This is a genomic window from Vulcanisaeta sp. JCM 16159 (assembly GCF_001316265.1).
GTDB lineage: Archaea > Thermoproteota > Thermoprotei > Thermoproteales > Thermocladiaceae > Vulcanisaeta.
In genome coordinates this window covers 191,030-213,663 of the sequence record NZ_BBDN01000001.1, presented here as the reverse complement: position 1 = coordinate 213,663, position 22,634 = coordinate 191,030, and the positions used below count along the sequence as shown (strand labels likewise).

Annotated in this window: 26 protein-coding genes, 1 tRNA gene and 2 pseudogenes; 10 read left to right on the top strand and 19 right to left on the bottom strand. The window is 45.8% G+C overall.

Annotated features, from left to right (window positions below; all coding sequences use genetic code 11):
• Positions 1 to 105 precede the first annotated feature (105 nt).
• From JCM16159_RS01170 to JCM16159_RS01150, 6 genes are all read right to left on the bottom strand, one after another.
• Positions 106 to 1,530: a hypothetical protein gene (locus JCM16159_RS01170; protein WP_054856668.1), complete on the bottom strand. Its 1,425-nt coding sequence runs from the start codon at positions 1,528 to 1,530 to the stop codon at positions 106 to 108.
• A 39-nt stretch (positions 1,531 to 1,569) separates the two neighbouring features.
• Positions 1,570 to 1,848: a hypothetical protein gene (locus tag JCM16159_RS01165; protein WP_243665494.1), complete on the bottom strand. Its 279-nt coding sequence runs from the start codon at positions 1,846 to 1,848 to the stop codon at positions 1,570 to 1,572.
• Positions 1,849 to 2,073: 225 nt separating this feature from the next.
• Positions 2,074 to 2,865 (bottom strand): hypothetical protein, encoded by a 792-nt coding sequence (locus JCM16159_RS01160; protein ID WP_054856666.1) that lies wholly within the window; start codon positions 2,863 to 2,865, stop codon positions 2,074 to 2,076.
• 778 nt (positions 2,866 to 3,643) lie between these two features.
• A complete protein-coding gene (locus JCM16159_RS01155) occupies positions 3,644 to 4,795 on the bottom strand; it encodes a hypothetical protein (RefSeq protein ID WP_243665493.1) in 1,152 nt (383 codons plus the stop codon).
• A 211-nt stretch (positions 4,796 to 5,006) separates the two neighbouring features.
• On the bottom strand, positions 5,007 to 5,147 hold the full coding sequence (locus tag JCM16159_RS13300) for a hypothetical protein (RefSeq protein ID WP_243665492.1): 141 nt from the start codon (positions 5,145 to 5,147) through the stop codon (positions 5,007 to 5,009).
• 81 nt (positions 5,148 to 5,228) lie between these two features.
• On the bottom strand, positions 5,229 to 5,459 hold the full coding sequence (locus JCM16159_RS01150) for a helix-turn-helix domain-containing protein (protein WP_054856664.1): 231 nt from the start codon (positions 5,457 to 5,459) through the stop codon (positions 5,229 to 5,231).
• 57 nt (positions 5,460 to 5,516) lie between these two features.
• Here JCM16159_RS01150 and JCM16159_RS01145 point away from each other — a divergent pair, with 57 nt between their 5' ends.
• Positions 5,517 to 6,221, top strand: coding sequence for a hypothetical protein (locus JCM16159_RS01145; protein ID WP_054856663.1), 705 nt, complete (start codon positions 5,517 to 5,519; stop codon positions 6,219 to 6,221).
• 823 nt (positions 6,222 to 7,044) lie between these two features.
• Here the strand turns inward: JCM16159_RS01145 and JCM16159_RS13295 are convergent.
• A tRNA-Phe gene (locus JCM16159_RS13295) sits at positions 7,045 to 7,160 on the bottom strand.
• Positions 7,161 to 7,454: 294 nt separating this feature from the next.
• The gene (locus JCM16159_RS01135) at positions 7,455 to 8,006 is read right to left on the bottom strand and encodes a hypothetical protein (protein WP_054856661.1); all 552 of its coding nucleotides are present in this window, start codon (positions 8,004 to 8,006) and stop codon (positions 7,455 to 7,457) included.
• Between the two features lie 520 nt (positions 8,007 to 8,526).
• Between JCM16159_RS01135 and JCM16159_RS01130 the strand changes: the two genes are divergently transcribed.
• Together JCM16159_RS01130 and JCM16159_RS01125 are read left to right on the top strand one after the other, a co-directional pair.
• Positions 8,527 to 8,793: a hypothetical protein gene (locus JCM16159_RS01130; RefSeq protein WP_054856660.1), complete on the top strand. Its 267-nt coding sequence runs from the start codon at positions 8,527 to 8,529 to the stop codon at positions 8,791 to 8,793.
• 11 nt (positions 8,794 to 8,804) lie between these two features.
• A complete protein-coding gene (locus JCM16159_RS01125) occupies positions 8,805 to 9,200 on the top strand; it encodes a DUF973 family protein (protein ID WP_054856659.1) in 396 nt (131 codons plus the stop codon).
• Positions 9,201 to 9,769: 569 nt separating this feature from the next.
• Here the strand turns inward: JCM16159_RS01125 and JCM16159_RS01120 are convergent.
• Positions 9,770 to 10,327, bottom strand: a complete 558-nt coding sequence (locus JCM16159_RS01120; protein ID WP_243665491.1) for a queuosine precursor transporter — start codon at positions 10,325 to 10,327, stop codon at positions 9,770 to 9,772.
• Between the two features lie 296 nt (positions 10,328 to 10,623).
• On the opposite strand from JCM16159_RS01120, the gene JCM16159_RS01115 reads away from it, so the two are divergent.
• Positions 10,624 to 11,193, top strand: a complete 570-nt coding sequence (locus JCM16159_RS01115) for a hypothetical protein (protein WP_243665490.1) — start codon at positions 10,624 to 10,626, stop codon at positions 11,191 to 11,193.
• Between the two features lie 30 nt (positions 11,194 to 11,223).
• Here JCM16159_RS01115 and JCM16159_RS01110 read toward each other — a convergent pair.
• From JCM16159_RS01110 to JCM16159_RS01085, 8 genes and pseudogenes are all read right to left on the bottom strand, one after another.
• A pseudogene (locus JCM16159_RS01110) lies at positions 11,224 to 11,478 on the bottom strand (5-formyltetrahydrofolate cyclo-ligase); the annotation flags it as partial.
• A 200-nt stretch (positions 11,479 to 11,678) separates the two neighbouring features.
• Positions 11,679 to 11,969 (bottom strand): hypothetical protein, encoded by a 291-nt coding sequence (locus JCM16159_RS13290; RefSeq protein ID WP_243665489.1) that lies wholly within the window; start codon positions 11,967 to 11,969, stop codon positions 11,679 to 11,681.
• Between the two features lie 5 nt (positions 11,970 to 11,974).
• On the bottom strand, positions 11,975 to 13,330 hold the full coding sequence (locus JCM16159_RS01105; RefSeq protein ID WP_243665488.1) for a hypothetical protein: 1,356 nt from the start codon (positions 13,328 to 13,330) through the stop codon (positions 11,975 to 11,977).
• A gap of 887 nt (positions 13,331 to 14,217) precedes the next feature.
• Positions 14,218 to 14,343, bottom strand: a complete 126-nt coding sequence (locus JCM16159_RS18170; protein WP_367834190.1) for a hypothetical protein — start codon at positions 14,341 to 14,343, stop codon at positions 14,218 to 14,220.
• A gap of 757 nt (positions 14,344 to 15,100) precedes the next feature.
• Positions 15,101 to 16,132, bottom strand: coding sequence for a hypothetical protein (locus JCM16159_RS01100; protein WP_054856656.1), 1,032 nt, complete (start codon positions 16,130 to 16,132; stop codon positions 15,101 to 15,103).
• Entirely contained in the window at positions 16,111 to 16,872 is a 762-nt protein-coding gene (locus tag JCM16159_RS01095; protein ID WP_243665487.1) for a hypothetical protein, read from the bottom strand. Before JCM16159_RS01095 ends, JCM16159_RS01100 begins: the two co-directional genes overlap by 22 nt.
• A 438-nt stretch (positions 16,873 to 17,310) precedes the next feature.
• Positions 17,311 to 17,667: a hypothetical protein gene (locus tag JCM16159_RS01090; RefSeq protein ID WP_054856654.1), complete on the bottom strand. Its 357-nt coding sequence runs from the start codon at positions 17,665 to 17,667 to the stop codon at positions 17,311 to 17,313.
• Positions 17,668 to 18,213: 546 nt separating this feature from the next.
• Positions 18,214 to 18,597, bottom strand: a complete 384-nt coding sequence (locus tag JCM16159_RS01085) for a hypothetical protein (protein WP_054856653.1) — start codon at positions 18,595 to 18,597, stop codon at positions 18,214 to 18,216.
• A 91-nt stretch (positions 18,598 to 18,688) separates the two neighbouring features.
• Here JCM16159_RS01085 and JCM16159_RS01080 point away from each other — a divergent pair, with 91 nt between their 5' ends.
• A complete protein-coding gene (locus tag JCM16159_RS01080; RefSeq protein WP_243665486.1) occupies positions 18,689 to 18,934 on the top strand; it encodes a hypothetical protein in 246 nt (81 codons plus the stop codon).
• A gap of 274 nt (positions 18,935 to 19,208) precedes the next feature.
• Here JCM16159_RS01080 and JCM16159_RS18165 read toward each other — a convergent pair whose 3' ends face one another.
• Complete coding sequence (locus JCM16159_RS18165) at positions 19,209 to 19,334, bottom strand: hypothetical protein (protein ID WP_367834189.1); 126 nt, start codon at positions 19,332 to 19,334, stop codon at positions 19,209 to 19,211.
• A gap of 200 nt (positions 19,335 to 19,534) precedes the next feature.
• Here JCM16159_RS18165 and JCM16159_RS01075 point away from each other — a divergent pair, with 200 nt between their 5' ends.
• Together JCM16159_RS01075 and JCM16159_RS01070 are read left to right on the top strand one after the other, a co-directional pair.
• The gene (locus tag JCM16159_RS01075) at positions 19,535 to 19,912 is read left to right on the top strand and encodes an ATP-binding protein (protein ID WP_054856651.1); all 378 of its coding nucleotides are present in this window, start codon (positions 19,535 to 19,537) and stop codon (positions 19,910 to 19,912) included.
• Entirely contained in the window at positions 19,909 to 20,721 is an 813-nt protein-coding gene (locus tag JCM16159_RS01070; RefSeq protein ID WP_054856650.1) for a hypothetical protein, read from the top strand. Before JCM16159_RS01075 ends, JCM16159_RS01070 begins: the two co-directional genes overlap by 4 nt.
• Before the next feature lie 26 nt (positions 20,722 to 20,747).
• Here the strand turns inward: JCM16159_RS01070 and JCM16159_RS01065 are convergent, their stop codons facing one another.
• Positions 20,748 to 21,146, bottom strand: coding sequence for a hypothetical protein (locus tag JCM16159_RS01065; RefSeq protein WP_054856649.1), 399 nt, complete (start codon positions 21,144 to 21,146; stop codon positions 20,748 to 20,750).
• A gap of 121 nt (positions 21,147 to 21,267) precedes the next feature.
• Between JCM16159_RS01065 and JCM16159_RS13285 the strand changes: the two genes are divergently transcribed.
• The 3 genes and pseudogenes from JCM16159_RS13285 to JCM16159_RS01050 all read left to right on the top strand — a co-directional run bounded on the left by JCM16159_RS13285 (position 21,268) and on the right by JCM16159_RS01050 (position 22,626).
• Positions 21,268 to 21,468, top strand: coding sequence for a hypothetical protein (locus tag JCM16159_RS13285; RefSeq protein ID WP_243665485.1), 201 nt, complete (start codon positions 21,268 to 21,270; stop codon positions 21,466 to 21,468).
• Between the two features lie 68 nt (positions 21,469 to 21,536).
• Positions 21,537 to 22,091, top strand: a complete 555-nt coding sequence (locus JCM16159_RS01055) for a hypothetical protein (RefSeq protein ID WP_054856647.1) — start codon at positions 21,537 to 21,539, stop codon at positions 22,089 to 22,091.
• Between the two features lie 110 nt (positions 22,092 to 22,201).
• Positions 22,202 to 22,626 (top strand): annotated as a pseudogene (locus JCM16159_RS01050) (PaREP1 family protein).
• The last annotated feature ends 8 nt before the right edge of the window (positions 22,627 to 22,634 follow it).

Sequence of the window (22,634 nt, the reverse complement as noted above, 5' to 3'; positions counted from 1 at the left end):
ACCAGCACCTTTTTTTTACTTCGCCTATTCATAAAAGGTGAGCCGAGCGGGGTTGAATGGGCTTAGGTCGTGGTTAATGCGTTTTAACAATGCGTTGATGCGAAACTACTTAGTGTTGGTGGCATTAATTGGCCTTATGAAGTAGATTGGTTGTGAAAGGCAGAAGGGGGCTGGGTTTGGTTCGGCAATCATCATGGGAACTGGGTAATAACCCTGCAGGTTCTGGATATAGACGTTCTCGTTCAATTCGTAATAACCGGGGTCGCAGAAGTAAACATTTGATGATGGCGCTTCGGTACTGCTCACTAGGTTGTAGACCGCGTTCACATAGCTCGTACTGCTTAGATCAATGCCCACCGTTAGGTAGTCCACCTGTGGTGGGCAGTCTATTCCCATTAGGTAGCATATCGCCGCTGCCGGTATACCCACCGCGTATTCATTTGATGAACCGCTTGATACTAATGTAAGTGATGTAATTCTATAAAATGAAGCTGGCCCGTAGGTGCTTGTGATTGGTTGGTACTTCAATAAATTACCACTGGCTAGTGCGTATACTAGTTTTGATAGCCAGGTACTTTGGGCCGTTGGGTTCGTGTCTATGTAGCCCCCCGCCGACCACTGCCCATTGCCTGCGGTGCTCGGCGCGAACCAGGCGGAGTATGAGTAGTTAATAGCCTCACAACCAAGTTGTGCTATGCCTAGGTAGTAGGTGCATTCATACTCCGTGTAATTAAGTATGTACTCGGTACCGTAGATGTTTATCGACATTAAACCACCGTTGGAGCCGAAGTCAGGTAATTGCTGCTGCGTAGTACTGGATGTGGGGTTTCCATAACCGCAGACGCTGCTTGGTTCATTGGAGGTTAATGAGTCATGGAAGAAGCATTGATAATTCAGCAGCATGGTGCTTGATGACGTACTTGTGCTCCAGCCATAGCCTGGCCCTGGCACCTCAATAAATGGCTCGCCACTGCTTGTTGGGACTGCTAAGCTCATGTCGAAGCCTATGTATGAGGATGTGGAGGTAGATATGGCAACCTCGGCCGACTCATCAACCTCATAAGTATAGCTTGCCGAGTGTGGGTATTGATTGCTGGGCCCTATGTAAGTTATGACTAACGGGAGCGGCGCATCACTGCTTTGGGCAATTACCTTGGTCTCCTCCCACTCAGTGCAGACCTCGAATGGGAAGAACCAGGTGCATGAGCCGCTTATCGTGCTTGGCGGGCCTGGGTCTTGGCTGGCCGTTGATTGCGGTTGATCGCTAATGGTTAGTTGGCTTATTATCTGTGGTGTGAAGTTCACGTCAACAGTCACCACACTACCCCTCGCAAGCCCCGGTATCACCGGTATTGTTATTACGTCAGTCACGGCATAAAGCCTACCACTCTCATTAACTATGGTTGTTATGAAGGCGAGTATTGAGGGGCCCGAGTTAGTTGGATTACTGTGCAATTGCCTGATCAATTCGATGGCGGGCTTCACGTAATTGCTCACGTTGATTATTATTGATGCTGAGCGCCTACTCAATGATTCATTTACTGAGTATTCACCGAGCTCATGAAGCCATTAATTGTTGGCGCACTCAGGTAAACACTGACAGTACCAACTATTACTCGGCAGGTTACCCACCTTAATCGTGACCATGGGAAAGACAACCGACGGGTCAGGGGCCCGGACATCCAGCAACGGCCAGGGGAGTCCGGGGTACCTAACGTAGGTAACCGTGTAGCCAGCCCCTACGTACTTAAAGACAGTGCGGCCTATGTGGGTGTAGGCGAGCAATGAGACGTAGACGGCAACAATCACAAGCACTGTTACGAGTAACCACCTCGTCCTTAGGCCCATAACCATCAGCTTTACTTAATTCACCAGACCTTTTTTTTACTTCACCTATTCATAAAAGGTGATTCGAATAGAGTTGAATGGTTTTATTACGCCCAGTCGCCTGTCCTTATTACTAGTGCGTCTCACATACGTGGCGCCTGACAATTGGGATTTTGACCTAATATGGCGATTTTAATGAGCAACGCATTTTTACTGGCCCGTGGTAATGATTGTTCCATTTATTGGTTAACCCTGACTCTTACCTACTATCTGCGCGGCACTTACTCGCATTAACCTTATCGTTATCTTTAATGGCGTCATCATTATACTCCCTTGTTGCGTCCTGAATGGGATATACTCTACGTATATTATTCCCATTACTGTTCTATTCTGCGTAATTACGCCCATCGTATATTCAATGCCCATCACATTAATAACTAGGTAGTTCCCGACCTTGGTCGTATTCGTTATGAAGCCCTCACCGACCAAAATCAGCCTGCCACTGTCGATGTAATCCCTTACTGTGGGTATTCCCATCAATAACCTCACAGTCCCGTTGAACCCCTCGCTTAGGTTGGCGCCATTGTACCTCAGGAACTCATTGATTAATTCCTTGGCGTTATTTATTGCGCTTGGTGAGGTGAATATCCGTATTGGGATTAAGAAGCTTGGAGAGTTACCATAACCAGATAATACGTAGCACGTGTAATTGATAATACCAGGCGGCGCAGTAATATTAGTCAACGTACTACACCTTTGCATATTAATTACTTGGTAACCAATTATAAATGGGAGACCACTTGGTGGGGACCAACCGCGAAAGCCGGCGCACAGGCATGGGGGACCCACAATAAGCGATTTATTGAGTATGGGTTCATTACCATTAAAAACAACGAGGTCTGCGCTAAACGCGGCAGGGCATAGGCAAATACGAGGATGAGAAAGCTCATAGGCAACCTTAATAGATAAGAAAATAACAGCAGCGGTAATTACCATAGCCACCACTAACCACTCCAGTTTCGCTACACCCCTGCCCATGCGTGGTCACCCTGTATTACTTAAGCTGAGTGATAATTATTTCTAGGCTTTAATAAACCTCGTTCTAAGAGCTAGTGCGCAACGAACCATGATTAATTACGGCAACTAAGTAATGAGACCGTAAGAGACCATTATTGGGCAAAACAATGCATTGGCGATCATCTTAATTTAAGTGAAATTGAGACTCACTATTTATCAGCCAATGTTCCCCTTATTACTTAATGCGCCTTGCGCCTAGGTCTACGTCTACGTAACTATACACCACGCTAACGGTATTGTCGTAACCTAGCGTTCAATTAGCTTATTAATGCTAGGGCTGTGGCGTGAGAGGATGCATGTTCATAAGAGTTCCTAGAATTATTGTTAGCGCCCTGAATGGTATTACTTAGGCCACATCGTTCAAGTCCTACGCACTACCGTAATTGAGCATCTCGTTACCTGTTTATGAGTAATATAATTTGAGTAATATAATTATCGCTCTCGTAATTACCACTACTCAGGTTAGATCAGATAAATACATAGTACGACACGATAACTAATCAATCAATGGTTTATTTGTGATTGCTGCTGCATTATTCCATCATCATTAATATGCATGCTGCTGCATCATATGTCGCTTTACATAAAGGCTAAATCGTTTTATTACGGTTTGATGCTGCTATATTGCCAATGCTGTAGGGAGGGTCCCGCACTTATGAGGTCGCCCATTTCTTTCTAGTAAATTATAGAAGTGACTTCCGGTGCGGAGATGTTTTATATGAAGGCTTGAACAGGGTCGTTAGCTGTAGCTTGATAATAATGGTATTGTTATGTTTCCAATGCTTGTGTTCAATACGACATATCCGTAGGGTAGTTGGGCAATACTGAGTGGGAGTGTGTGGTTCGCATTGCAGGTGATTGATGATGTGAATAATGATGTCCAATTACCTGTTAATGTTACAACATTCAGCGGCATTATAACATTCAATTGCATTGAGGTGGAGCGATGTGACTGGGCTAGTAGGGATACGTTGATGATGCTCGTTGAGTTTATTATTAATGACTTATTTAATTTGCACGAAGTTAATAATGAACCATTATATGCGTATACGCTATAACCATTAATAATTACGTTGCTCGGTAATGGATTCTCAAGGACTAAGTTAATTGCATTGATTGGGGATCCACAACCGTAGATAATGCAATATAAGTACGGTATTACGGTGTATTTTGCGAAGCCCATTGGTTTATTTACCGGTATTATCTCGGTTATTGAGGTGTTATACATAACCCAAGCTGGTGCTAGGTTATTGTTAATTATTGTAATTGATACCTTCATACCGACCAACTCACTTGTGAAGTTAATGCCATTTAATGATTTAAAGTCAAGATAGCCGTATCCCGCGAAGTAGGTACGTGTTGAGTTGTATAGTGCTATTGCCAATGGTAGCATTACTGTGGTTCTTGGCGGCACTAAAACCACCGTTTGACTTGGTATTAATTCGCTAAATATTGGTGGTCCAGCATACACAGCCATTGTTATGCACATGGGTTCATTTGTTGGGTTCGTTATGTTTAGGAACAACGCGAAGTCGTCATTAGCATTAGTGTAGGAGTAGAGCACGGGTTTAATCCTAATTAATGATCCATAAACCGCGTCCACAAGGCTTGTATAATTAACCCTCAATTCATTGTACTGAGATTGAAGCATTGTATAATTCATTACTAAATCCCCGTATTCTGCCTCAAGGTTCGTATAATTCGTAATCAATTGAATATATTGTTCCTGTAATACTGTGTAGTTTGTTCTCAAGGTATTAACCTCACCCTGCAGCGAGGCAATTTTTGACTCTTCGTTACCAATTACTACGCCCAGGAAGGCAGTGACAATAACCAATATGATTACTATAACGATGTATACAGAGACCTTTATTCTCATGGTTACCCCCATTAAAGGTAGTTCAGCCACTTTATTATTTCTAGGCTTTAGTTAAGGGCATGTTCTAGAAGTTAGAATATAGCTAATAAATCACAGAGTATGTTTCACTGAATCACAACTCACCAGGGCATAAGGTAAAGGAAGTAAGTCTCAATCCAATGATCACGCTAAACCAAGACCTACCTATTCCTCTTAGTATTGGTTTAGGTAATATTCTAGTTTGCTAAAGAGACCCATCATCAACACTTCGGAGTAACCTTTTCAGTTTAGTGATTTGTTCCCTGAACTCGATTATTGAGAACGTGAGCAGCGAGGCCAGGGCTATCAAAGCCATTGGGTCAAGCCTCATTAGTCCAAGCACCACGGTGATTGCGTAGGCTATTGTTAGGGTTGCTGAGAATCCCAGGTAGAAGGCTGATTTTGGGGATCACACTAGACCAGAGGATTATTGCACCCTCAACAACCCCATTCCTTCTAACAGCCCTATATCCATCAGAATCCCTGACAACGAGACCAAGGGCCTCAACCGCTCCAAGTGGTGATAAACCTGCCCAGGGCTTGATAAACCCAAGGCTCTCTGAATCTCCCTAATGCTCATGGGCTTGTCCTCCCTAATCAGCAGTAGGTATATCCTAAGAGCAGTCTCGCTCAGGCTAACCTTACTGCCACTGCGCATTCACGGCAATCCATTCTTAAGTACTTAAAGTTCTAGGGACTGGAACATCACGTACTAATGATTAGAAAAATTAAGTCCTACGCATTAAGTGGCCCGATGGGCAAGGCCCAGGCATTGACATTAATGGTAATGGTATTAATGGTATTAATCGCATATGCGGCTCACGGGGCATGCCCAGACGATATGGGACTGGGCATGGGTAATCAAGTGATGGTTAGCCCAATGATATTGCTAAGTAATGATACATTGATTGTGTATCTGGTTGGCGTAAATAACGGCATTGATGGGGTATTGGTCTATAACGCCAGTTCAGGCTTCCCAATAACGAGTTGGTTGCCATCACCGGTAAATCAGTCAATGAATTACTACTTAGTAGCCATTACCTGGACAAAAACGATTAACCTAGGTTATACGGAGATGGGTGGATACGAATTATCGAGTATCCTGGGCAGGGGTTTAACGTACGCATACTCATGGATTAGGAAGAACATCGCGCTAAGGCCCATCAATGAATACCCAACATCAAACGTTGATGTACTCATTAAGATGCCAAACGGCGAATTAGTACAGGGTGGTGTCTTATGCGTAGTTCCTGTGGTGCCCGTAAGTCCGTGGGTATTGACTCGATATGAATACATACCTAACACTACACCTACTACGTCATTTCCGCCCATATCTCTATGCACCCGTGTCAATAATGGCGTGGTTTATTTAAGTGGGCTGCTCTCAATGCCTATATTCTATATTATCAGGGTGAGGTAAACCTCGGTAGTAATACCACGGTGGTAAGCGTGTTCCATAAAACGATCAATGTGTATGGATACTCGGTTAACGTCACGGTGATTGAATCATTAGTCAATAAAACGATCCCTCAGTCATTAGTAATCCATGGCTTAAAGGTTGTGGTGCCCAGCAATAACTCCGTGATAATCACGGTATATATAAGGCCAATATTAATAGGACATGCTATGGCCAATAATACTTGCATGTTTGTGTGCTACCCAACGATTAATACCACCCCCACTAACGCTGGTTACCCCACTTATATTGTCGTAAGCCCCAGTAATAATTATATCATTGGCACACCACCCTTAGCATCGCCAACCTCATTAGGGCCCACCTCTATATTAGGCGAAACTCAGACATACCCCGCGTTCACTAGTAATAATTATTACCTACTACTCATAACCATGGTACTACTGGCCATAATCATAGGTATAATAACCAGCATGATAGTCACAAAAACCATCTATAAACTAAACAGGCGTAACCCATCGCACAATAACTACTTTTATTCATGACAATAAGATGAGCCAGAGCCGGAACACGTAATTAGGAGGAGCAATATATAACGGCAAAACGAAGCCATACTAAGCGATAATTTATGCATTAATTAAGCCAACTAAGAAAGCAATACCGTATACAAAGCCCATTACGAAATTCACCCAGCTCAAGGAATGAAAACACGAAGAACAGGACTCAGCAAAACAAAACTAACGCAGCACCTAAAAACCAAAACCCTAGGTTTACCCAGCCAATAAGAATAGGCATCACTCGCCGTACAAAACTCAATCCTCAACAAACGTGGTGCCCCGGCCGGACTTGAACCCTATCCCAAACCCTACCCGGCCTGACCGGGTGGGGTTTGACGGGACCTACCGGTCTTCAGCCGGTCGCTCTCCCAGGCTGAGCTACCGGGGCGAGTTTCTATGTTTTGTTGAGGGATTTAAGTTTTTTTGCCCTGGGTTGGGTTTGTGAAGCTGCGTAGGTTGACGCTTCAACGGCGTGTTTGGTCTTAAGGTCTGCTCTCTTGTCTGTATATTTCATTTATAATATTTAGATTATGTTTGGTGATGTGTTAAGGTTTTATGAGGGTCACTTAATGCTATTGACAAGATGCATTAGGTGTATTGATAAGAGGCAGAGAATGCTGGGTAGTAGTTATTACGGTCATAGTACAAAAATATCGTTTATTTCATAGTAGCCTGAATGTATTTAAGGCAATAGTAGGAGTAGTTTTGGTATTTGACATTTCATGATCTGTGCTATTTTGTCCTTTAATGCCTGTGAGGTTTGGTCCCATAGTTTGTTTTCTGTGTTTTGCCACCTGATTATTCTTAATGCTATGTTTATATATGTGGCTAGGTCTATGAGCACTGGGCTCTTGTATTCCGTGGCCATGGCATTAGTCTCGCCCTTTAGAATCGTTATTAATTCCCTCAGGAATTTCTCGACATCATCATTATTGCCCTGGCCTAATAATTTCACTGCTTTATCGTAGTTCCCAATGCCGATTAGTAGTACCGTTAGTAGTATCCTCACTTTCCTCAGGTTCTTCTGGTCGTTGATGGTTAGGTAGTGGTTGAATGAGTCCTGTAGTGTCCATCCATGGATTGGCCCTAGTAGTTCTGGGTAGTCGCTGCAGTCCTTGTTCATTAGTGCCTTGGCCTTTATTAGGTTGTGCATTGCCGAGGCTGCGAAGGGTATTTCGTTAAGTTCTAAGGCCTCTTTAAGTGCATCACTGAACACGGCATTTTCAATCCTCATGCCATCAGAAATGCTTTAACGCCACATCTATGGGCCAACTCAAGTGGGTTTGCCTGGCACCAAAGCGCGCCAGTCGTAGGCATGTGGTTAACGCCTCGTTGCTGGCCTCGATTGGATAGTCATTAAGTTCTACGTACTTACTACCATACTCAGCTAGGGCAACATCCCTCTAGGCTCCTCGGTCTCGACCTATAGTACTCATATAAGATCTTTCCTCTCGCAATTAACGATGCTGAGGTAACTTCCCTGCCCTTCTGGCTGAGTTTAATCTCGTTATCGCTTATCATGATTAGGTCTCCGAGTGAGAGCTATAGGTACTAATGATGTGTTTAATATGTTCGTTAATTCGCCCATATCTATAGTGCCCATAACCTCTAGCTACTTAAGTGCGATTTCACGCTGTGAGCAAGCCATCTCTGCTTTACTAGCTAAGCTGGGGACTTAATTTGATTGCTTATGAGGGTTTAGGAATAACTGCTTCGGTATAAGACTTATTAGGGTGCGTAAAGGGTAGGTTATTGTGTCTAGTTCCAGTGATGCTGATAGGCTTAGGCTTATTTATAATGGTGTTACTGAGATCTTCAATGGTTATATCGCGGGCATCATCGTTGGCGTATTGTTCGTGGTTTTCTTCCTAGCAATGCTCTTCTCCGTGATATATTCGATTCAATCATCGCCATTTGGCGTATCAAACGAGTCGACCGTCGAGTCCGTAATTCATGATGTTGGCTACTTCATAATATCTGCAGTAGTGATTGGCGGCATACTCCTCTACAGGTTCTTCTAAGTTTTACTTACTTGGCGAGAGCCGACTCTGCCAGGTATGGTGTTGGTAGATTGGGTGTGCTTTTATCGTTTGTAATTCTTGGGGCTAGTTTCGGTATAGGTCTTTGGTTTGTTTTGACAAGTATTTCCGTGGGTATGTTGGTCGTGCTTGACGTCATAGTAGGCTTGGCTGGTCTTGCGCCTTTAGTACTCATGCTAATTGCCCTTTATAGGCTTGGTGATGAGTTTGGCGTTAATTATTTGTCTCTTGGTGTTATCCTATCCTTAATTGGTGCGATCTTGCAGGTAGTACCGGTCATTAGTATTGTTGGCGGCATTCTCAACCTTGTGGGCTTTATATTACAGCTCGTGGGTCTTAACGAGGTTAAAAGGGTAATTATGAGTAGGTTAGGTAGAGCGCCGGGTTGATATTCATAATTGACTTACTTACCCATCAAGTATTCCCTTTTAGTAGTTAGTAGTAATAATAGGCAGGAACATTGTATTAACGATGCTTGTGTCAATAATCAATATTAAGGTCGGTGTTGCCTTTAAGGGGGTATATGAGTTCAATTCTAGTCCTCTTATTGCGGCGCTGTCGTGTTTACGGAGTTTTAGTCTCGGTCATCATGTTAGTAATTAACGTGGTCTATGGTTTATGGAGTTCATAAAAATGTTAGGGATGGATTTGGAATTAATGCTGGATCAGCTTCATAGTTCATGTGGAATTCAATTTAAGGGTTTTAATGTCGGTTGTGACTAGTTACGGCATCTTTCTACGAAAATGCTGCCCAGGACTTACCACAGTGTTTATTGCCTCATCAAGCCTTAAATACTTGCCTTAACTCATTAACTTGGTGATTTGGATCTCGAGTGCTGAGTGTTGTGATGAGGGCTCGCAAAGATGATCTCTCATGCCCTGCTGGTTACGTAGCCGTACTGCAATGCCCTCCTGTTCATCCACACGGCGAGCATTGTCATTGGGACTAGGCTTATCTTTACGGAGAGCTGTGACGCATCAGTAGTAGTAGCACGTTGTTTGGCATAGTGCCGTAGAAGGCGGTTGGTATGAATACCAGGGTGTCGATGGTCATTGCCACTGGGTCCGAGTAACCAACCCTCCTAAGCACACCTCCTCCCAGCCTACTCACGAGGAATACGTCGTAGGTCTCGGAAATGAGGAAGGCGGTTATTGAGGCTATGGCGATCCTCGCAGATTGACCCATTATGCTCGTGAAGGCACTCTGCAGGTTCCAGAATGGGGCCGGCGGGTACACTATGACCAGCCAGTTTATGATGAATATAAGTGCCTGGAGGTAGGCGGCGATCCTAACAACCCAGTAACCAACCCTCCTACCATACCTGAGCGTTAGGAAGTCAAGCATAGCCACACTGGCGCTATAGGTGAAGACACCCATGGGTATCACCAGGGGCCCAACGAAGGAGCCAATCTTGGATGCTGTGTATTGGCTGATTGTGAGGAGGAGTATGTAGTTCATTGCGGCCACAGGGAGCAGCAGGTCATCCCTACCAAGCCTATGCAGTAGCCATAGCACCCCGGCGACGGCTATGTAGGTTACTAGGGCGTAGCGTAGAGTTCAGGCAGGCCTGCCAGGTTATTCAGAATCATACAGGTTATTCCTGAGTGGCAGGTATTAAAGGAATACCACAATGCACTGGGCTAGGCGCATTACTGTATTTAGCTTATTAGGGGTTGATTGATTAAATCCCTCATAACCACTATTGCGCCAATCAACGATGATATAAACGCTTTTATATCCGGGGTGAGGGTAATTCCCTGCTGAGTAATGGAGTCTATCGTTGGTCCGGTCATTGATAGGCTTTGGATGCCGTGATGAAGAAGGTGGAGAGCGGTAAGAAGTTAACGAGTGAGGACCTAGTGGTGTTAATGTTAGGCATGTTCAGGGAGACCAACAGGAGGATTGATGATTTGAATAAGAGGGTTGACACATTATTCGAAGCGCTCAGTAAGAGGATTGATGCACTGGAGAATGAGATTAATGAGAGGTTTAATGCGTATGATGAGAAGATGGCTACGCTCGATAAGAAGATAGATGACAAATTTGCAATACTTGATAGAAAGATTGATGAAAGATTCGCCGTACTAAATAATAGAATTAATGAATTAGATAAGAAGATAGATGAGAAGGTTATTGAATTAATGAGAGAGATTAATGAAGTAGATAGTAAGGCTGAGTCACGCAGTAACTCCCTGAGTGCTAAGATTGACTTGGTAAATACCAGAATTGACGCGGTATACAGTGAGTTAAGTAGACGTATAAACGAGTTGAGAGACAAGATGGATGCCAGCAATAAGGTGTTGGGTGAGAGAATCGATAGGCTTTATGAGTTGTTGGGTAGGATATACGAGGCCCTAATTAGGCAGGTAGGCAATGCATAACGTCAATACGGCATCTCCTGTGACCCACAATTACTTCTCGCCATTGAGTCGAGCCTTTAACTCGTTAAGTAGCGGTATTTCCCTGAGCATTTCGTCTGTGACGAATTCCCAGTAAATACCGCGTGGCTTTGGGTCAACCCTCTTAACCCTAATCACCCTGCCTGGAGTGACTATTACATCTACAGGTAGGTCAAAGGGTTCCCTGGGTATTTCGTCATTCACTAACTGTAGTTCGTGGACTGTGGTTATGACCGGCGTATTCTCATTGACCTTACCCAAGGCGCTAGCTATAATAGGTAATCCCGCGGTCTCCGCTTAAGTATTACTCCCTAGTAATGCTTAATTAGCATGGCCGTAACCGTAATACCCGTTAAGGTCCTCGAGACCGATGAAAATGCGAAGATAATTGCAGAATTATATTTTAAAAATACGCTACTATGTGAGATATTATTTTTATTGGGCCCGTGGGCCCTGGGCGGGGCAGCTCAGTCTCGCCATCGCCTTGCTATCGCCCTTGCCCTCCTCTCCTTCCCTTTGTTTGCTGCCTCCTCGTGCATCCTTTTCAACACCTCGCAGACCTTCCTCGCCAGTTCTTGGTCTTTCTCGATTACGTACATGCTTACGTAGACCTCGAACCCGCCTTTCAACGGCCTCAGCCCAGCGTCGTAGCCCGCGTTCTTAAGCCTCTCCAGGATCTTCACGGCGTCCTCAAGCTCCTTACGCCAAGTCTTAAGCTCGATAGAACTGCTACTGTTCACGTGGACGCTCATCCTCACGCCAACTACCTCGATTGATGAACGGCCCAATGGCCTGGCTCCATGCCCGCCAACGTTATTAAGCGCCTAAGTCTCTCTGCATCTGGCAATTGGGCCAAGTTCTCGATCAATGCCTTGACTGCCTCATCGCTAAGCATTTTCCTAGCCAGTTCGATGGCTTTAGAAGAGTTAACTGCGTAGGCTACGGCATACCCATTATCGTTTTTCTTCCTAAACCCTAGGCTCTTTAGCCTCTCGATTATGCCGCCCCAGAGCTCTAGCTTCGACTTACCCATGGTGAGCCTAACCGACTTCTCCTTAACGTTCACGTTACCATCGCCGAGTATTGCGTACAGCATGAACGTTGGGAATTCCTCATCGCCGAGCTTGCTCGCTTCCTCGGCGACCTCGGCCTTATTCTTGAACGCGCCCTTGTGATCAACAGCCATTAATCGCCACATGACGCTTACACCACTATCGTTAAGGTTCAAGCCGTGTATGTACATGTGGTTCCTCCCGGGCCAAGCAATTAGCCAAGCAATGACCTGCCAAAGCTGTGCCGTATCCATCATTGGGTAGCCCCTCACATGAATCGAGCCATCCGTTAGCAAAAGCCCACATTGCATGGCCCTTAGTTTACCATCGCCAAGAAGCCTAGGCACAACCACACGAACGCCCTCGAGACCGGTGAACGATACCCACATCGTTATGTTCCCCCTCTTGGCAACCCTATCTACTACAATCGCCAAGCCATCCATGTATAGGTGGACTGTGAAGCTCACGTCCTTATCGAATGGATCACCGCTTATGATTATCTTCACCCCTCCACTCCTCAACCTCTCAACCAACTCCTCGAGCTCCCTTCGATATTTCTTCAACCACCCCTCGCGTGCCTCCTCGGCCAGCCTTAGCATTGCCCTGCCTATGTCGAGCATTGCATTCCTCAACCTAATGATGCCCTCACTACCGCCCTCCCCGACCTTAACCTTAATTTCCTGCAGCCAGTTGCTTAGGGCATTGATGGCGTTATCGAACGGAGTGGCTGATTCGCTGAGCAGCACGGCTTTGTGCTTCTCTACTCGGTCTAGGAACTCGTTGATTAGCCTCATGACCTCATCAACGACCCTTGGGTCGTCGATGGGTTCGCCGCACTCGAGTCGGTTGGAGCCCCTTACCTTCCTGCCCCAGCAGATGGTGGCTGGGCCCCTCTCCGCACCGGGCAGCTCACGCAACCTAGGCAGCTTAGCCATTGGCTCATTGCCCCCGACACCCCCAGCAGTGCCGGGGGCTGAGGAGGATGTTTGGTTTTGAGCCTCGCCCGCCCCTGGGGAGGCGGGGTCATAGGGAGACCTAGTTTTGATATTCTCGCCCATACCCGACACCCCCTGTCTTTTACCCCACGCGGGGTTTCTCCCCAGCCATTGCCCGGTAGCCCTACACGGGACTAAACGCCCCTATCGGACACCCGGGTTGGCTGGGTAACACCCCACGTGGGGCATCACCACCCACCTGGCAGGAAGGAAAAAGGAGGAAATCAAGGAAGGAGGAAACAACCAGTATGGGTAGGTGCCCCACGTGGGGTTTCGACCCCACGCGGGGTAAAAGACAGGGGGTGTCGGGTATAGGGCATCCCTCTCTTCACCTACCTCCCTTAAATACCTATTGCTCCCAATCGGCAATGCGTTTATTAGCCTTTTGTTCTGCAGCCCCCTAGGGGTTTGCTTACTTATTTTTTTACGTTTTTTTTGGTTTCCTCATTGATTTCTTGTTCTAGCATTTGCTAGAACAAAGTTCTTTGTTTTGCCCGTTCATCGCGGTATTTTGGTCTCTTCTGCCTGGGGTCTGCTGAACTTCTTTTGGCTTTTGCCCCTGTGCCTCCCTCACCGCCCTCCCGCCTCTCCTCGGTGGTGGCTTAGGATCTAATGACCCAATCGCCACCCCGAGGGAGGCGCTCTCGGCTCTTCGGATCCTGGGGCTTAGGATCAAGTGACCCAACAGCCCCCCACACCCGCCGGGAGCCCCCCTACGAAGGGGGCCTCCGGCTCTTTGCTCAAGAGGAGTGGGGGAGGAGGGGTGGTGAGGGGAGGGCGCAAGGGCACACGCGCTTGATTGGCTAGGCAGTATTCGCGCTAGCCCCTCTACCCAGCCCACGGCCCATGGATCACCCCCGAGGAATTCGCCGGGGCTAAACCCCGGCGCTATACCTCAGGGCTCATCACACCTCACTATTATTTTAACTAACTGACTGGATTTATAAGGGTAGCCTCGATCAATAACCGTTGGGGCACGGCAATACGGCAATGCGCCTCAACAACGAACATCCACAACCCTCAACACCCCATTGAAATCCTCCCTCATGCCCGCTGTCCTGGGCCCGTTTAAGGATTACGAGCATACCCAACTTTCAATATTCTATTGAAATCCTCAACAATGGGCACAGTAGCGATTTATGTTGAATACCCCCATGGCTTTCAACATTCTGTTGAAAATCCTCGCTACTCAGCAACGCCTACCCACGCCGAGGGCACGCACGACACCGTGCATGCTTAACAATCCTTAGTGCATTATGCGGACATTTACTTAGCCCTGATCCACCGCATATGCCGACCTCGGGCGCAAGATCGTCGTTAACCACCTAGTGTTTTTACGGCGAAAACAGGGTGATTAAGAATTCAATCAAGGCGTTTATTTATAAGGTTGACACAGGGCGAGTCGATGATGAGGTTATTAAATATTCAACCCCTTAATGAACCATCTTGTGAGTTAATGTCCTAGCAAACACCAGGGCTTTGCAGTAGGCTACTGACTAGAATCCTAAGGGTGCACGGCTATATCACAGAATCCGTAAACTTAATGGGCCTTGAAGCTTAAATGCGGGAAAGAGACTATTAACCTACAGGGCTTATTTAAGCTTAGGCCCTAGGCTTAAAGAATTCGCTGGCATGTACTTAAGCATCACGTATCAAGTAATTTTCTTCATTCCTTATTATTAAGAGGTAAACTATCGAAGTACAAGTAATCCAGTATTGCTTAACGCTAGCTTATCATACTGTCACGTGAAGAATATTAAAGCAATGCAAATTGAATGTTAAGCTAATATGAGTCAGATAGTAGTTTAGAGAATGTTTTGAAATAAGGATTAAGTTTTAACATTAATTCTTTAACTCTTTTTTTCCAATTTCATTAATTACTACTTCGCCTAGATCAACTACCTTTCTGCGATCTTCAGGTTCAATAGATGATATTCCAACACCTAGCTTCTTTTCAATATAAGCTCTCATCAATAAGCTACGAGCTCTTTCACCAGTAAGCTCTACTTCCTCATCGCTTATGAAGCTTATCAAGCCCATTCTCTCCAGTGATGATAGTCCTCGAACCACTTTAATTAACTCCTTAGATTCAAGGTTCCCTAAGTGAAATCGTCCTTTTTCGATTAGCTTCCTTATGACATCGTTATATATTTCCTCGCCGAAACCTCTAAGCTCTTTCGATAACCATGCAAGTAAAGTTCTTAACGTCTCGTCCTCCTCACCAAATATAGGAGTTATTGTCCAAGCGCTATAGTAGCCCTCAGCGGTAGGATAAATGAAGCCAAAGCTCTCTAGATCTCGCAAAACGTTTTGCGGGTACCGCTTAGCATCGTCAGATGTAACGAAGCCCCTCTGTATGAACTCTTTAAGCACATTGGCATAGATACCTGAGCTCTCCAAAATCCTCCTAACACTCCTCTCAACTTGTTCATAGATTTGTTTAACATCGAACCGTTCGGCACCCTCTATATTTCTCAATCTTGCAGTAAAGATCCTTCTCGCCACCGTTAGTGGCAACAATAACTCTTCATCTCCTACCTTTATGATCTTAACTACACCGAAGGTCTTATAGCTTGCATCGGTCGTGAGGGCAGGTATCTTCAAACTTTTCTCCTTGCCTAACATATGCTTAACCCATCTTTCAACCTTGTATTGACCCACGATGTCACGAAGTACCTGGAGAGCTTTTGTATTGCCGTTTAAAAGGTCATTTACTGTTGGAAACTGTGTTACCACATCATAGTACACTGAAAGTACAGGTATCCAAGCTCTTGAGGGGATAGCCGTTAACATATCGAATCCAACATGGAGAAGTTTATCAACCACATCGATGCCCGTATTAAGTCGTGGCGCTATGTATTCCTCGTCAACCACCTTAACCAAGCCAAAGGCATCTGCTTCCCTGGCATAGCAAGAATATCGCGCTTAGTAACGTTCTGAGGCCACACAGCTAGTGACTTTAATGCCTCTTTCGCTCGATCTAAAGGTATTATCGTACCCTCAATGTGAGGTGGAAGTGAAACGTCGGTAACGCGCGCAATACGTATAGGAACGTTAACTACCTGTCTCGAGAGTGCGCTGAAAGGTACGCTACTAATGCCTGATGCAGAAGCCATCTGTACAGCTGTAGCCAGCTCAAGCGTTATTCCGTATAGTAATGGCGGACCGATAGTCTCTTTTAATCCATTGATAAGCTCTCTTAATTTAAGTGCGGGAACCGCTATATCAATGTCAACTATAACTGAACCCAAAGTCTTCATCTTCGCATTATCAGCGTAAATCTTCTCATCGAATAGCTTGTTTAACTCGTGTGGTTCTACTTTCTCGTTCACTCTTGGTCCGAGAAGGGCAGTCTTAAGTTCCCAATAAACTTTCCACCCTTTTTCAGTAAGTTCGAGCCTTACAGGATTCTCTTGCACCTTCCTTATTAGGTCCAGGTCTTTTCTCTTTAATAATTCGGCTATAAGCGACCTGACCCTGGAGAGACTCCTATTGGTAGCTCTAGCTATCTCTTCGAAACCCGGATTCAATCCTAGCTCCTGATAGGCGCCTATGGCAAGCACTGCTCGTGCATATGATTCGCTTAAGTGTTTATCAGAGGCGAGCATGCTCACCCCCAATCATTAAGTATTTTTCAGAACTTTTAAACCTTTCTCCTTTCTATTTATAAAGTTAAATAATACGTTAATTACCTATGCATGATATTGGGCATAATTCACTAAGCATTCATCCTCGCCTTTCCCTAAGGTACAAGTTGATTAAGTCCCTGAAGCTCGTGTTAAGACTTACAATATAGTCATCAGGCCTATTCTTGAGCACTTAATTGATAATGGCTAATGGCGGTACTGCATTGGCTATTACTTCGTGGCTAGGGTCTTTGGTAAATGCTCAATCCTGTACTCACTTGGGAATGTTCGCAACGCCTTATACTTTCAATCAACCTTGGGCCATCAGGCCTAAAGACTACTGTCTTGAACCTACCGTGCCATGAATTCCCAGTTAGGCTAATGCCCAGGCATTAGTGTGGATCGGCCTATCAATTGGCGGGGCTGTCAGCAGTCAAGTGCGTTTGAGTACTTGGGCTCAATCCTTATGCCTAGTTCATGGGCCTTCCAGGTAATGTTGAGTACCACGAACTGCATGGCTGGCTTGCTTGGGCGTACCCTCCCATTTAGGATGTCGATTATCACCTTGGCGTCAGTGATCCACACCAGCACCTCGCCCCTAATGCCCATTGCCTTGAGTATGTCGAGTACGTGAACCAGCGCCATCCCCTCGGCGTATAGTGAATCATAATCAATGCCCAATACTCTAGAACCAGCACTAATGACAGTGCCACCCCACTCAACCCTCCAGCAAATTTCGGCAAGCCCCTCATGCACGGAGGCGTCGGTGTAGGCGATGAGCATAAGCCCATGCCGGGAAGGGCTTAAAAGCCTGACTCGGCATGGAGACTGGGGCGGTATAAGCTAGGATACAGCCAAGGATGGTTCAAAGGGAATAGTTCGTATCACAACCCCACCGCCGCAGGGTGGTGGGAGCGATCCGCCCCACCAGCACGGCTTAAGGCTTATATCTCTATGAGTGAGGGGGGTTGGGGCGGTAAGGCAGTGGGTTAGCGGTTAATCGCACGCGGAGCGGGACAAGACCCCGGTACAACCCCTCGGCCGTAAGGCCGTGGGAGTGGTCTCCGCCCCACTAGCCACGACTTAAGATTTATATTTCTAAAATTAAGGGTGGCTAGGGCGGTGAGTGAGTTCCGTAATGCTCAGCCTGACTCGTGTCTCGTGCCGAGGGGTCTAGCGAAGCCGAGGAAGGTCGATACCCACAGCCGAAGGGCTGTGGGAGTGTGATCCGCCCCACCAGTGGATGGGCTTGGCCGACGGCTTTAGTGACTCGAGCCCGTCTCATCGAGTCGCCCCACGAGTCCCAACATACCTCCTTTTAGGAATTCCCTAAACGCCCCCAGCCGAGAAATTCAGGCACTCACGACGCTCAACCTCAATGGACCCGTGAATAATGAGCGAGTAGGCGAGCGAGGCTGTTGAGGCGATTGTTACGGAGACGATTGCCGTCATTTTCAAAGCCTTAGCCAACGCATTTAATGAGCCGAGGTTTGTCAGTACAAGTACGGCTAAAACAACGGCATCAATGATTATTGGCACTAGGTCGATGCCTAGGCGATTGATGTGAAACACGAGCAATGAGTACAAACCGAGGGCGCGCATGAACTCTGGGCTGGCGAGCAGGCGGAACTGAAGCCAAACAAAGAGCAGGTAGAGGGCTAAGAAAAACAGGGCACCAACAAAACCGGCAAGCAAGTGCCTGGCAAGGCTCATTGAGGCGCCACAAAAAGCACCCAACTTAAAGCTTAACGAGGACGCAACCTACATAGCCCCGCCAAACCAGCAAATCGGCAACGCCATAACCATGGAGTGCCAAGGCAATTACCACCTAGAAGTCCTGGACATGGATGTCGAGGTCTTTAAGAATGTTAAGGTGTTGAACAGCTACATCCTCAAGCCTAGGTACAGGGCAACCTACATCCTAGTGGGTAGTGAGGCGAAAACAGTCAGGGTAAGGTACGTATGTGGAGGCGAAGCCGGCGAGCGTGAGATTACCCTAAGCAGGACAATGAGGCACATAATCGAGTTGTTAATGAGGGTCAATGATTGAGCCAGCAAAGCTGTGGATACACTGACCACGTGCGTGGTGGACGGCGACGGGGCAATCACATACTCAATCGAGGAGGAGGGCAATGAGGACGGCGTTAAGCCAAGGCACGCGTTAGGGAAGAAGCGCCTGGCGACTACTCATTCGAAGACGTAACCACCGCCTAAAACAACAAGCGTTTCAAAATCAAGGCATTAAACCACACCCCCTCAATCTTTATTCCCAAACCCCAGGCGCCGGAGAGCAAAAATCAATATATTGCCAAAATGATCATAAATTATCCTACGCATAGCCGGGCACCAGTTATAATCCCTGGCAGCCTTGGGAATGACGCCGCATTCCTCTCCTCAAGCAACCTCCAAATCCTCTCCCTAATCGCTTGTTTAATGCCCTTAACCTCCATCGTTAGTACTCATGTTTACGGAGGGATTAAAATAAGCATTGCTCTACCTAATAATCAGTATTAAGCCGTGATTATTAAAGACGCACTGCACGTTAGGTAGTTGTTCTATGATATTGTTGAGCCCTTAATTCCATTAATCATTAAACTACTTCGTTATTGTCCATGAAATATAAATAAACAACTTACTAATCTATTAACGCGTGATTAATGTTGCTGATATTAATGCCTTAATTCAATGGATACAATCCCAACAATTAATACTAGGTGCCCCAAACATTACCGTTAAATTCAAGGATAGGCATAACGAAATAACGAACCTACTAAATGACCTACGTATTGGCGGCGTCAGGATTATCTATGGACCACTTGGTGCGGGCAAGACAACGCTGTTGAACCTGCTTGCCAAGTCTCTCAGGGCTGTTGGGGTAGGTGATACCGCAGTTATTTATGTGAATTACGAGAGTAGGGTTACCGACATTATAATGCCGGGTGCACTAGGCATTGGTGGGTTGGTCAACGACCTTCTCAATAGGCTTTCGGCAACCATAATGGGGTTACGGTCGGTGTTGGTCAGGTGATTGAGTTAGCTAAGGTCTTATGGAATTACATTAGGGAGTTGCATGGGGTTAACAACGTTCTAATAATACATGATGACCTGGATAGGTGGTTCATGTCTGGAGGCGTTGGGCGTGGTGCTGTTCAGGAACTAATCACGATGTATGCCGGCGAATTTGAGGGTAAGCCTTTGGGTGAGGCTCCATGGGGTGATAAGTACGTTAAGGTATTCATATCAATAAGCGATCAGTCAGCGGCGGAACTCGCGTGGAGGTATAGGGGTAAGGGAGGTTTAATGACAATGCTCCTCTGGAACCTACCGCGTGATGCCTTCCTTGATGTTGCTCATGATGTTAAGAAACAGTTAATGAGTAATGTTGATATTGAGCACAGCCTACTTTGGCAACTACTTGGTGGTAATGTTAGGGCGTTGATGGACCTGGCGACGAATTATAACTGGGACCTAGGGACCTGGTTAAAAGGTATCATAAATCACGTGAGGAACTTAATGTATAGGGAAGCATTAATCCTCAATTTGCCAGACGTATCGACATTAATAGCCAGGATTAGGTTTAAGGTGGGTGAACCAAGGCCTGACGATTTGATGTACGGCGCAATGCTTAGTGACGAACCACTCATTGAGGATAACGTGTTAATGCGCATCATAGGAAAGTCTCTCTCACAACTACCAAGCGAGGAGTGGGTGGGCGGTGACTACGCCTACCAATTACCTGCTTACTACTGGGTCCTCGAGACCATGATTAATAAGGGGTCGATAAACATCACGGGCGAGGAGGTGGTAAACGAATTAACGAAATACCTACATAAGTAATTACTCCATATTTTGCAGTAAATATCCTACGAACCACAACATACGATTGCGTAAAACTCCCTACCATTATCATCCAATAACTTCATCAACCTCCACCTGGAGTCGCAATCACCTGTTGAGAATACGAAGATGCCACCGGGAATATTACCGCCAAAGCCCCAGCCATTAATTAACGGGTAAGCCCTAAAGCCGATGGGGACGATGACGGAATAATCCCTTAATCTATCCTTCTCATTAATTACTTCAACCACCTTAAATTTCTCCCTACATAAATACGTACTAAGCTCGACATAGTCACCTAGTAATCTACAGTCTCTAGGGAATAGCATGAGCACGCCGATTATGACCGCTAAAATAAGTACTAAAAACGCAATGGTCAGCGTGATTAATGGCGGAATTAATTCATACGTGCTTAAGGGTACCATGATGCTAATAGGTATGATAAGTATTAAGATGGGAGTTATTAAGCCCATTTTACTAAAACAAATCCTCACAAGTACTGAGTTAATCTGGGTAAGATTTATAAACTTTTTTTTAAAAGATGATGTGCCGCTAGAGGAAAAGTTCCAGAGAGACATTAGGGATGCCATAACACGTAGAGAGTTGTTAAAGGCTTTAACTGCAATGTCGGCCATAGCACTATTGCCAATTTCAAAGCGAGTTGAGAGCTTTTGGCTTCACGAATTGAATATCTCTGTTGATGGTTTTCACATGTTTTCCTCAGGAGGTTTAGGGATTCGCCGGTGAAGTTGTCATCTAGGAAGAAGGAGCTTTTTAAGGCGCTTTTGAGTAATGGGGGATATTGGTGACTTACTATGATGCAGAGTTTCTTCCTGACTTCCTGGGATATATTCAGGCTTGTCATGAGTAATTGGAGCACCCTATTTGTTATAGCTGTATTGCCGGCGGTGGTGCCGTTGGTAATACTAGTGCTTATATGGATGTTGGGTATTAGGCATATTAAGGACAGGGGTAAGTTAAGGGTCTTTAATAGGGTCATGATTATTACCGTGGTAATCTTCATCGTCGTTATTGTGATTAACGTGTTCAGCCCATTAATCACGCTCCCTGGTAAGTACGGCTACTCCATAGTCAATAACACACTTACCCTCTATTTGCCCACGGGCAGGTTCATCGTGAATTTATCAACGGCTAATATATGCGTTATTAACGTGACGCAGGCCATGAGGATTGAGGGCTTCTACTACGGCCCGCTCGGCATGGGGCTATTCCTTGTTAATGGCAGGTACATGAACGTATTCTTTTACGCACCTGAGGGCTTGCGTTGGATATACGTGATTAAGTATGGGCATGAGGTTCTCGGCATATACGCACCGGGGCTTCAACTACTAATTAGGTGCGGTAATTAATTCGACTGAGCACATTCGGTAACTGGTCATTGTGGTTAATCACTAATAATGCGGTTTCTGAGGTCTTAAGAAAGGAAGATTTATATCATGCCTGCATTAACGAATTTAATATGGGCCAAGCATTAAATGAGACCGAGGCGAGGAGACATGCCAAGTTAGCCCTGGAAATGTTTAATGAGGGTTTGGGTTTTGTTGGTAAGGGCGATATCGTCCAGGCCAGTGAGAAGTTGTATAAGGCTGTGGAGAAGGCGGTAAAGGCTTTAGCTATTGCCAGGGGTCTTGATGAGGCTAGGGAAGCATTAAGCAGAGGCAGGTGGACCGTAAGCTACTGGATAAGGCTGCGCATAGATTGGGAGATGCTACATGGAGGGCTTGGGATGCTGCATATTTTCTTCATGTTAATGGTTTTCATGAGGTTAGGATTGACATTGATGAGGTCAGAGCTAGAGTACCGATTATACAAAGCTTAATTGATGAAGTTAAGAGGAGGTTCTCTATTGACGTAAATCTTGATCTTGGGCTGGGGCTTGGGTAATGACTCAA

Bases quoted from the DNA above. Each gene is read 5' to 3' on its own strand.
- JCM16159_RS01065 (WP_054856649.1), bottom strand. From the start codon at position 21,146: ATGGTACCCTTAAGCACGTATGAATTAATTCCGCCATTAATCACGCTG.
- JCM16159_RS01080 (WP_243665486.1), top strand. From the start codon at position 18,689: ATGGAGTGCCAAGGCAATTACCACCTAGAAGTCCTGGACATGGATGTC.
- JCM16159_RS01145 (WP_054856663.1), top strand. From the start codon at position 5,517: ATGATTAGAAAAATTAAGTCCTACGCATTAAGTGGCCCGATGGGCAAG.
- JCM16159_RS01150 (WP_054856664.1), bottom strand. From the start codon at position 5,459: ATGCGCAGTGGCAGTAAGGTTAGCCTGAGCGAGACTGCTCTTAGGATA.
- JCM16159_RS01135 (WP_054856661.1), bottom strand. From the start codon at position 8,006: ATGAGGATTGAAAATGCCGTGTTCAGTGATGCACTTAAAGAGGCCTTA.
- JCM16159_RS01165 (WP_243665494.1), bottom strand. From the start codon at position 1,848: ATGGGCCTAAGGACGAGGTGGTTACTCGTAACAGTGCTTGTGATTGTT.
- JCM16159_RS01155 (WP_243665493.1), bottom strand. From the start codon at position 4,795: ATGGGGGTAACCATGAGAATAAAGGTCTCTGTATACATCGTTATAGTA.
- JCM16159_RS01160 (WP_054856666.1), bottom strand. From the start codon at position 2,865: ATGGGCAGGGGTGTAGCGAAACTGGAGTGGTTAGTGGTGGCTATGGTA.
- JCM16159_RS01055 (WP_054856647.1), top strand. From the start codon at position 21,537: ATGATGCAGAGTTTCTTCCTGACTTCCTGGGATATATTCAGGCTTGTC.
- JCM16159_RS18165 (WP_367834189.1), bottom strand. From the start codon at position 19,334: ATGGAGGTTAAGGGCATTAAACAAGCGATTAGGGAGAGGATTTGGAGG.
- JCM16159_RS01090 (WP_054856654.1), bottom strand. From the start codon at position 17,667: ATGCTCATCGCCTACACCGACGCCTCCGTGCATGAGGGGCTTGCCGAA.
- JCM16159_RS18170 (WP_367834190.1), bottom strand. From the start codon at position 14,343: ATGCTCGTAATCCTTAAACGGGCCCAGGACAGCGGGCATGAGGGAGGA.
- JCM16159_RS01085 (WP_054856653.1), bottom strand. From the start codon at position 18,597: ATGAGCCTTGCCAGGCACTTGCTTGCCGGTTTTGTTGGTGCCCTGTTT.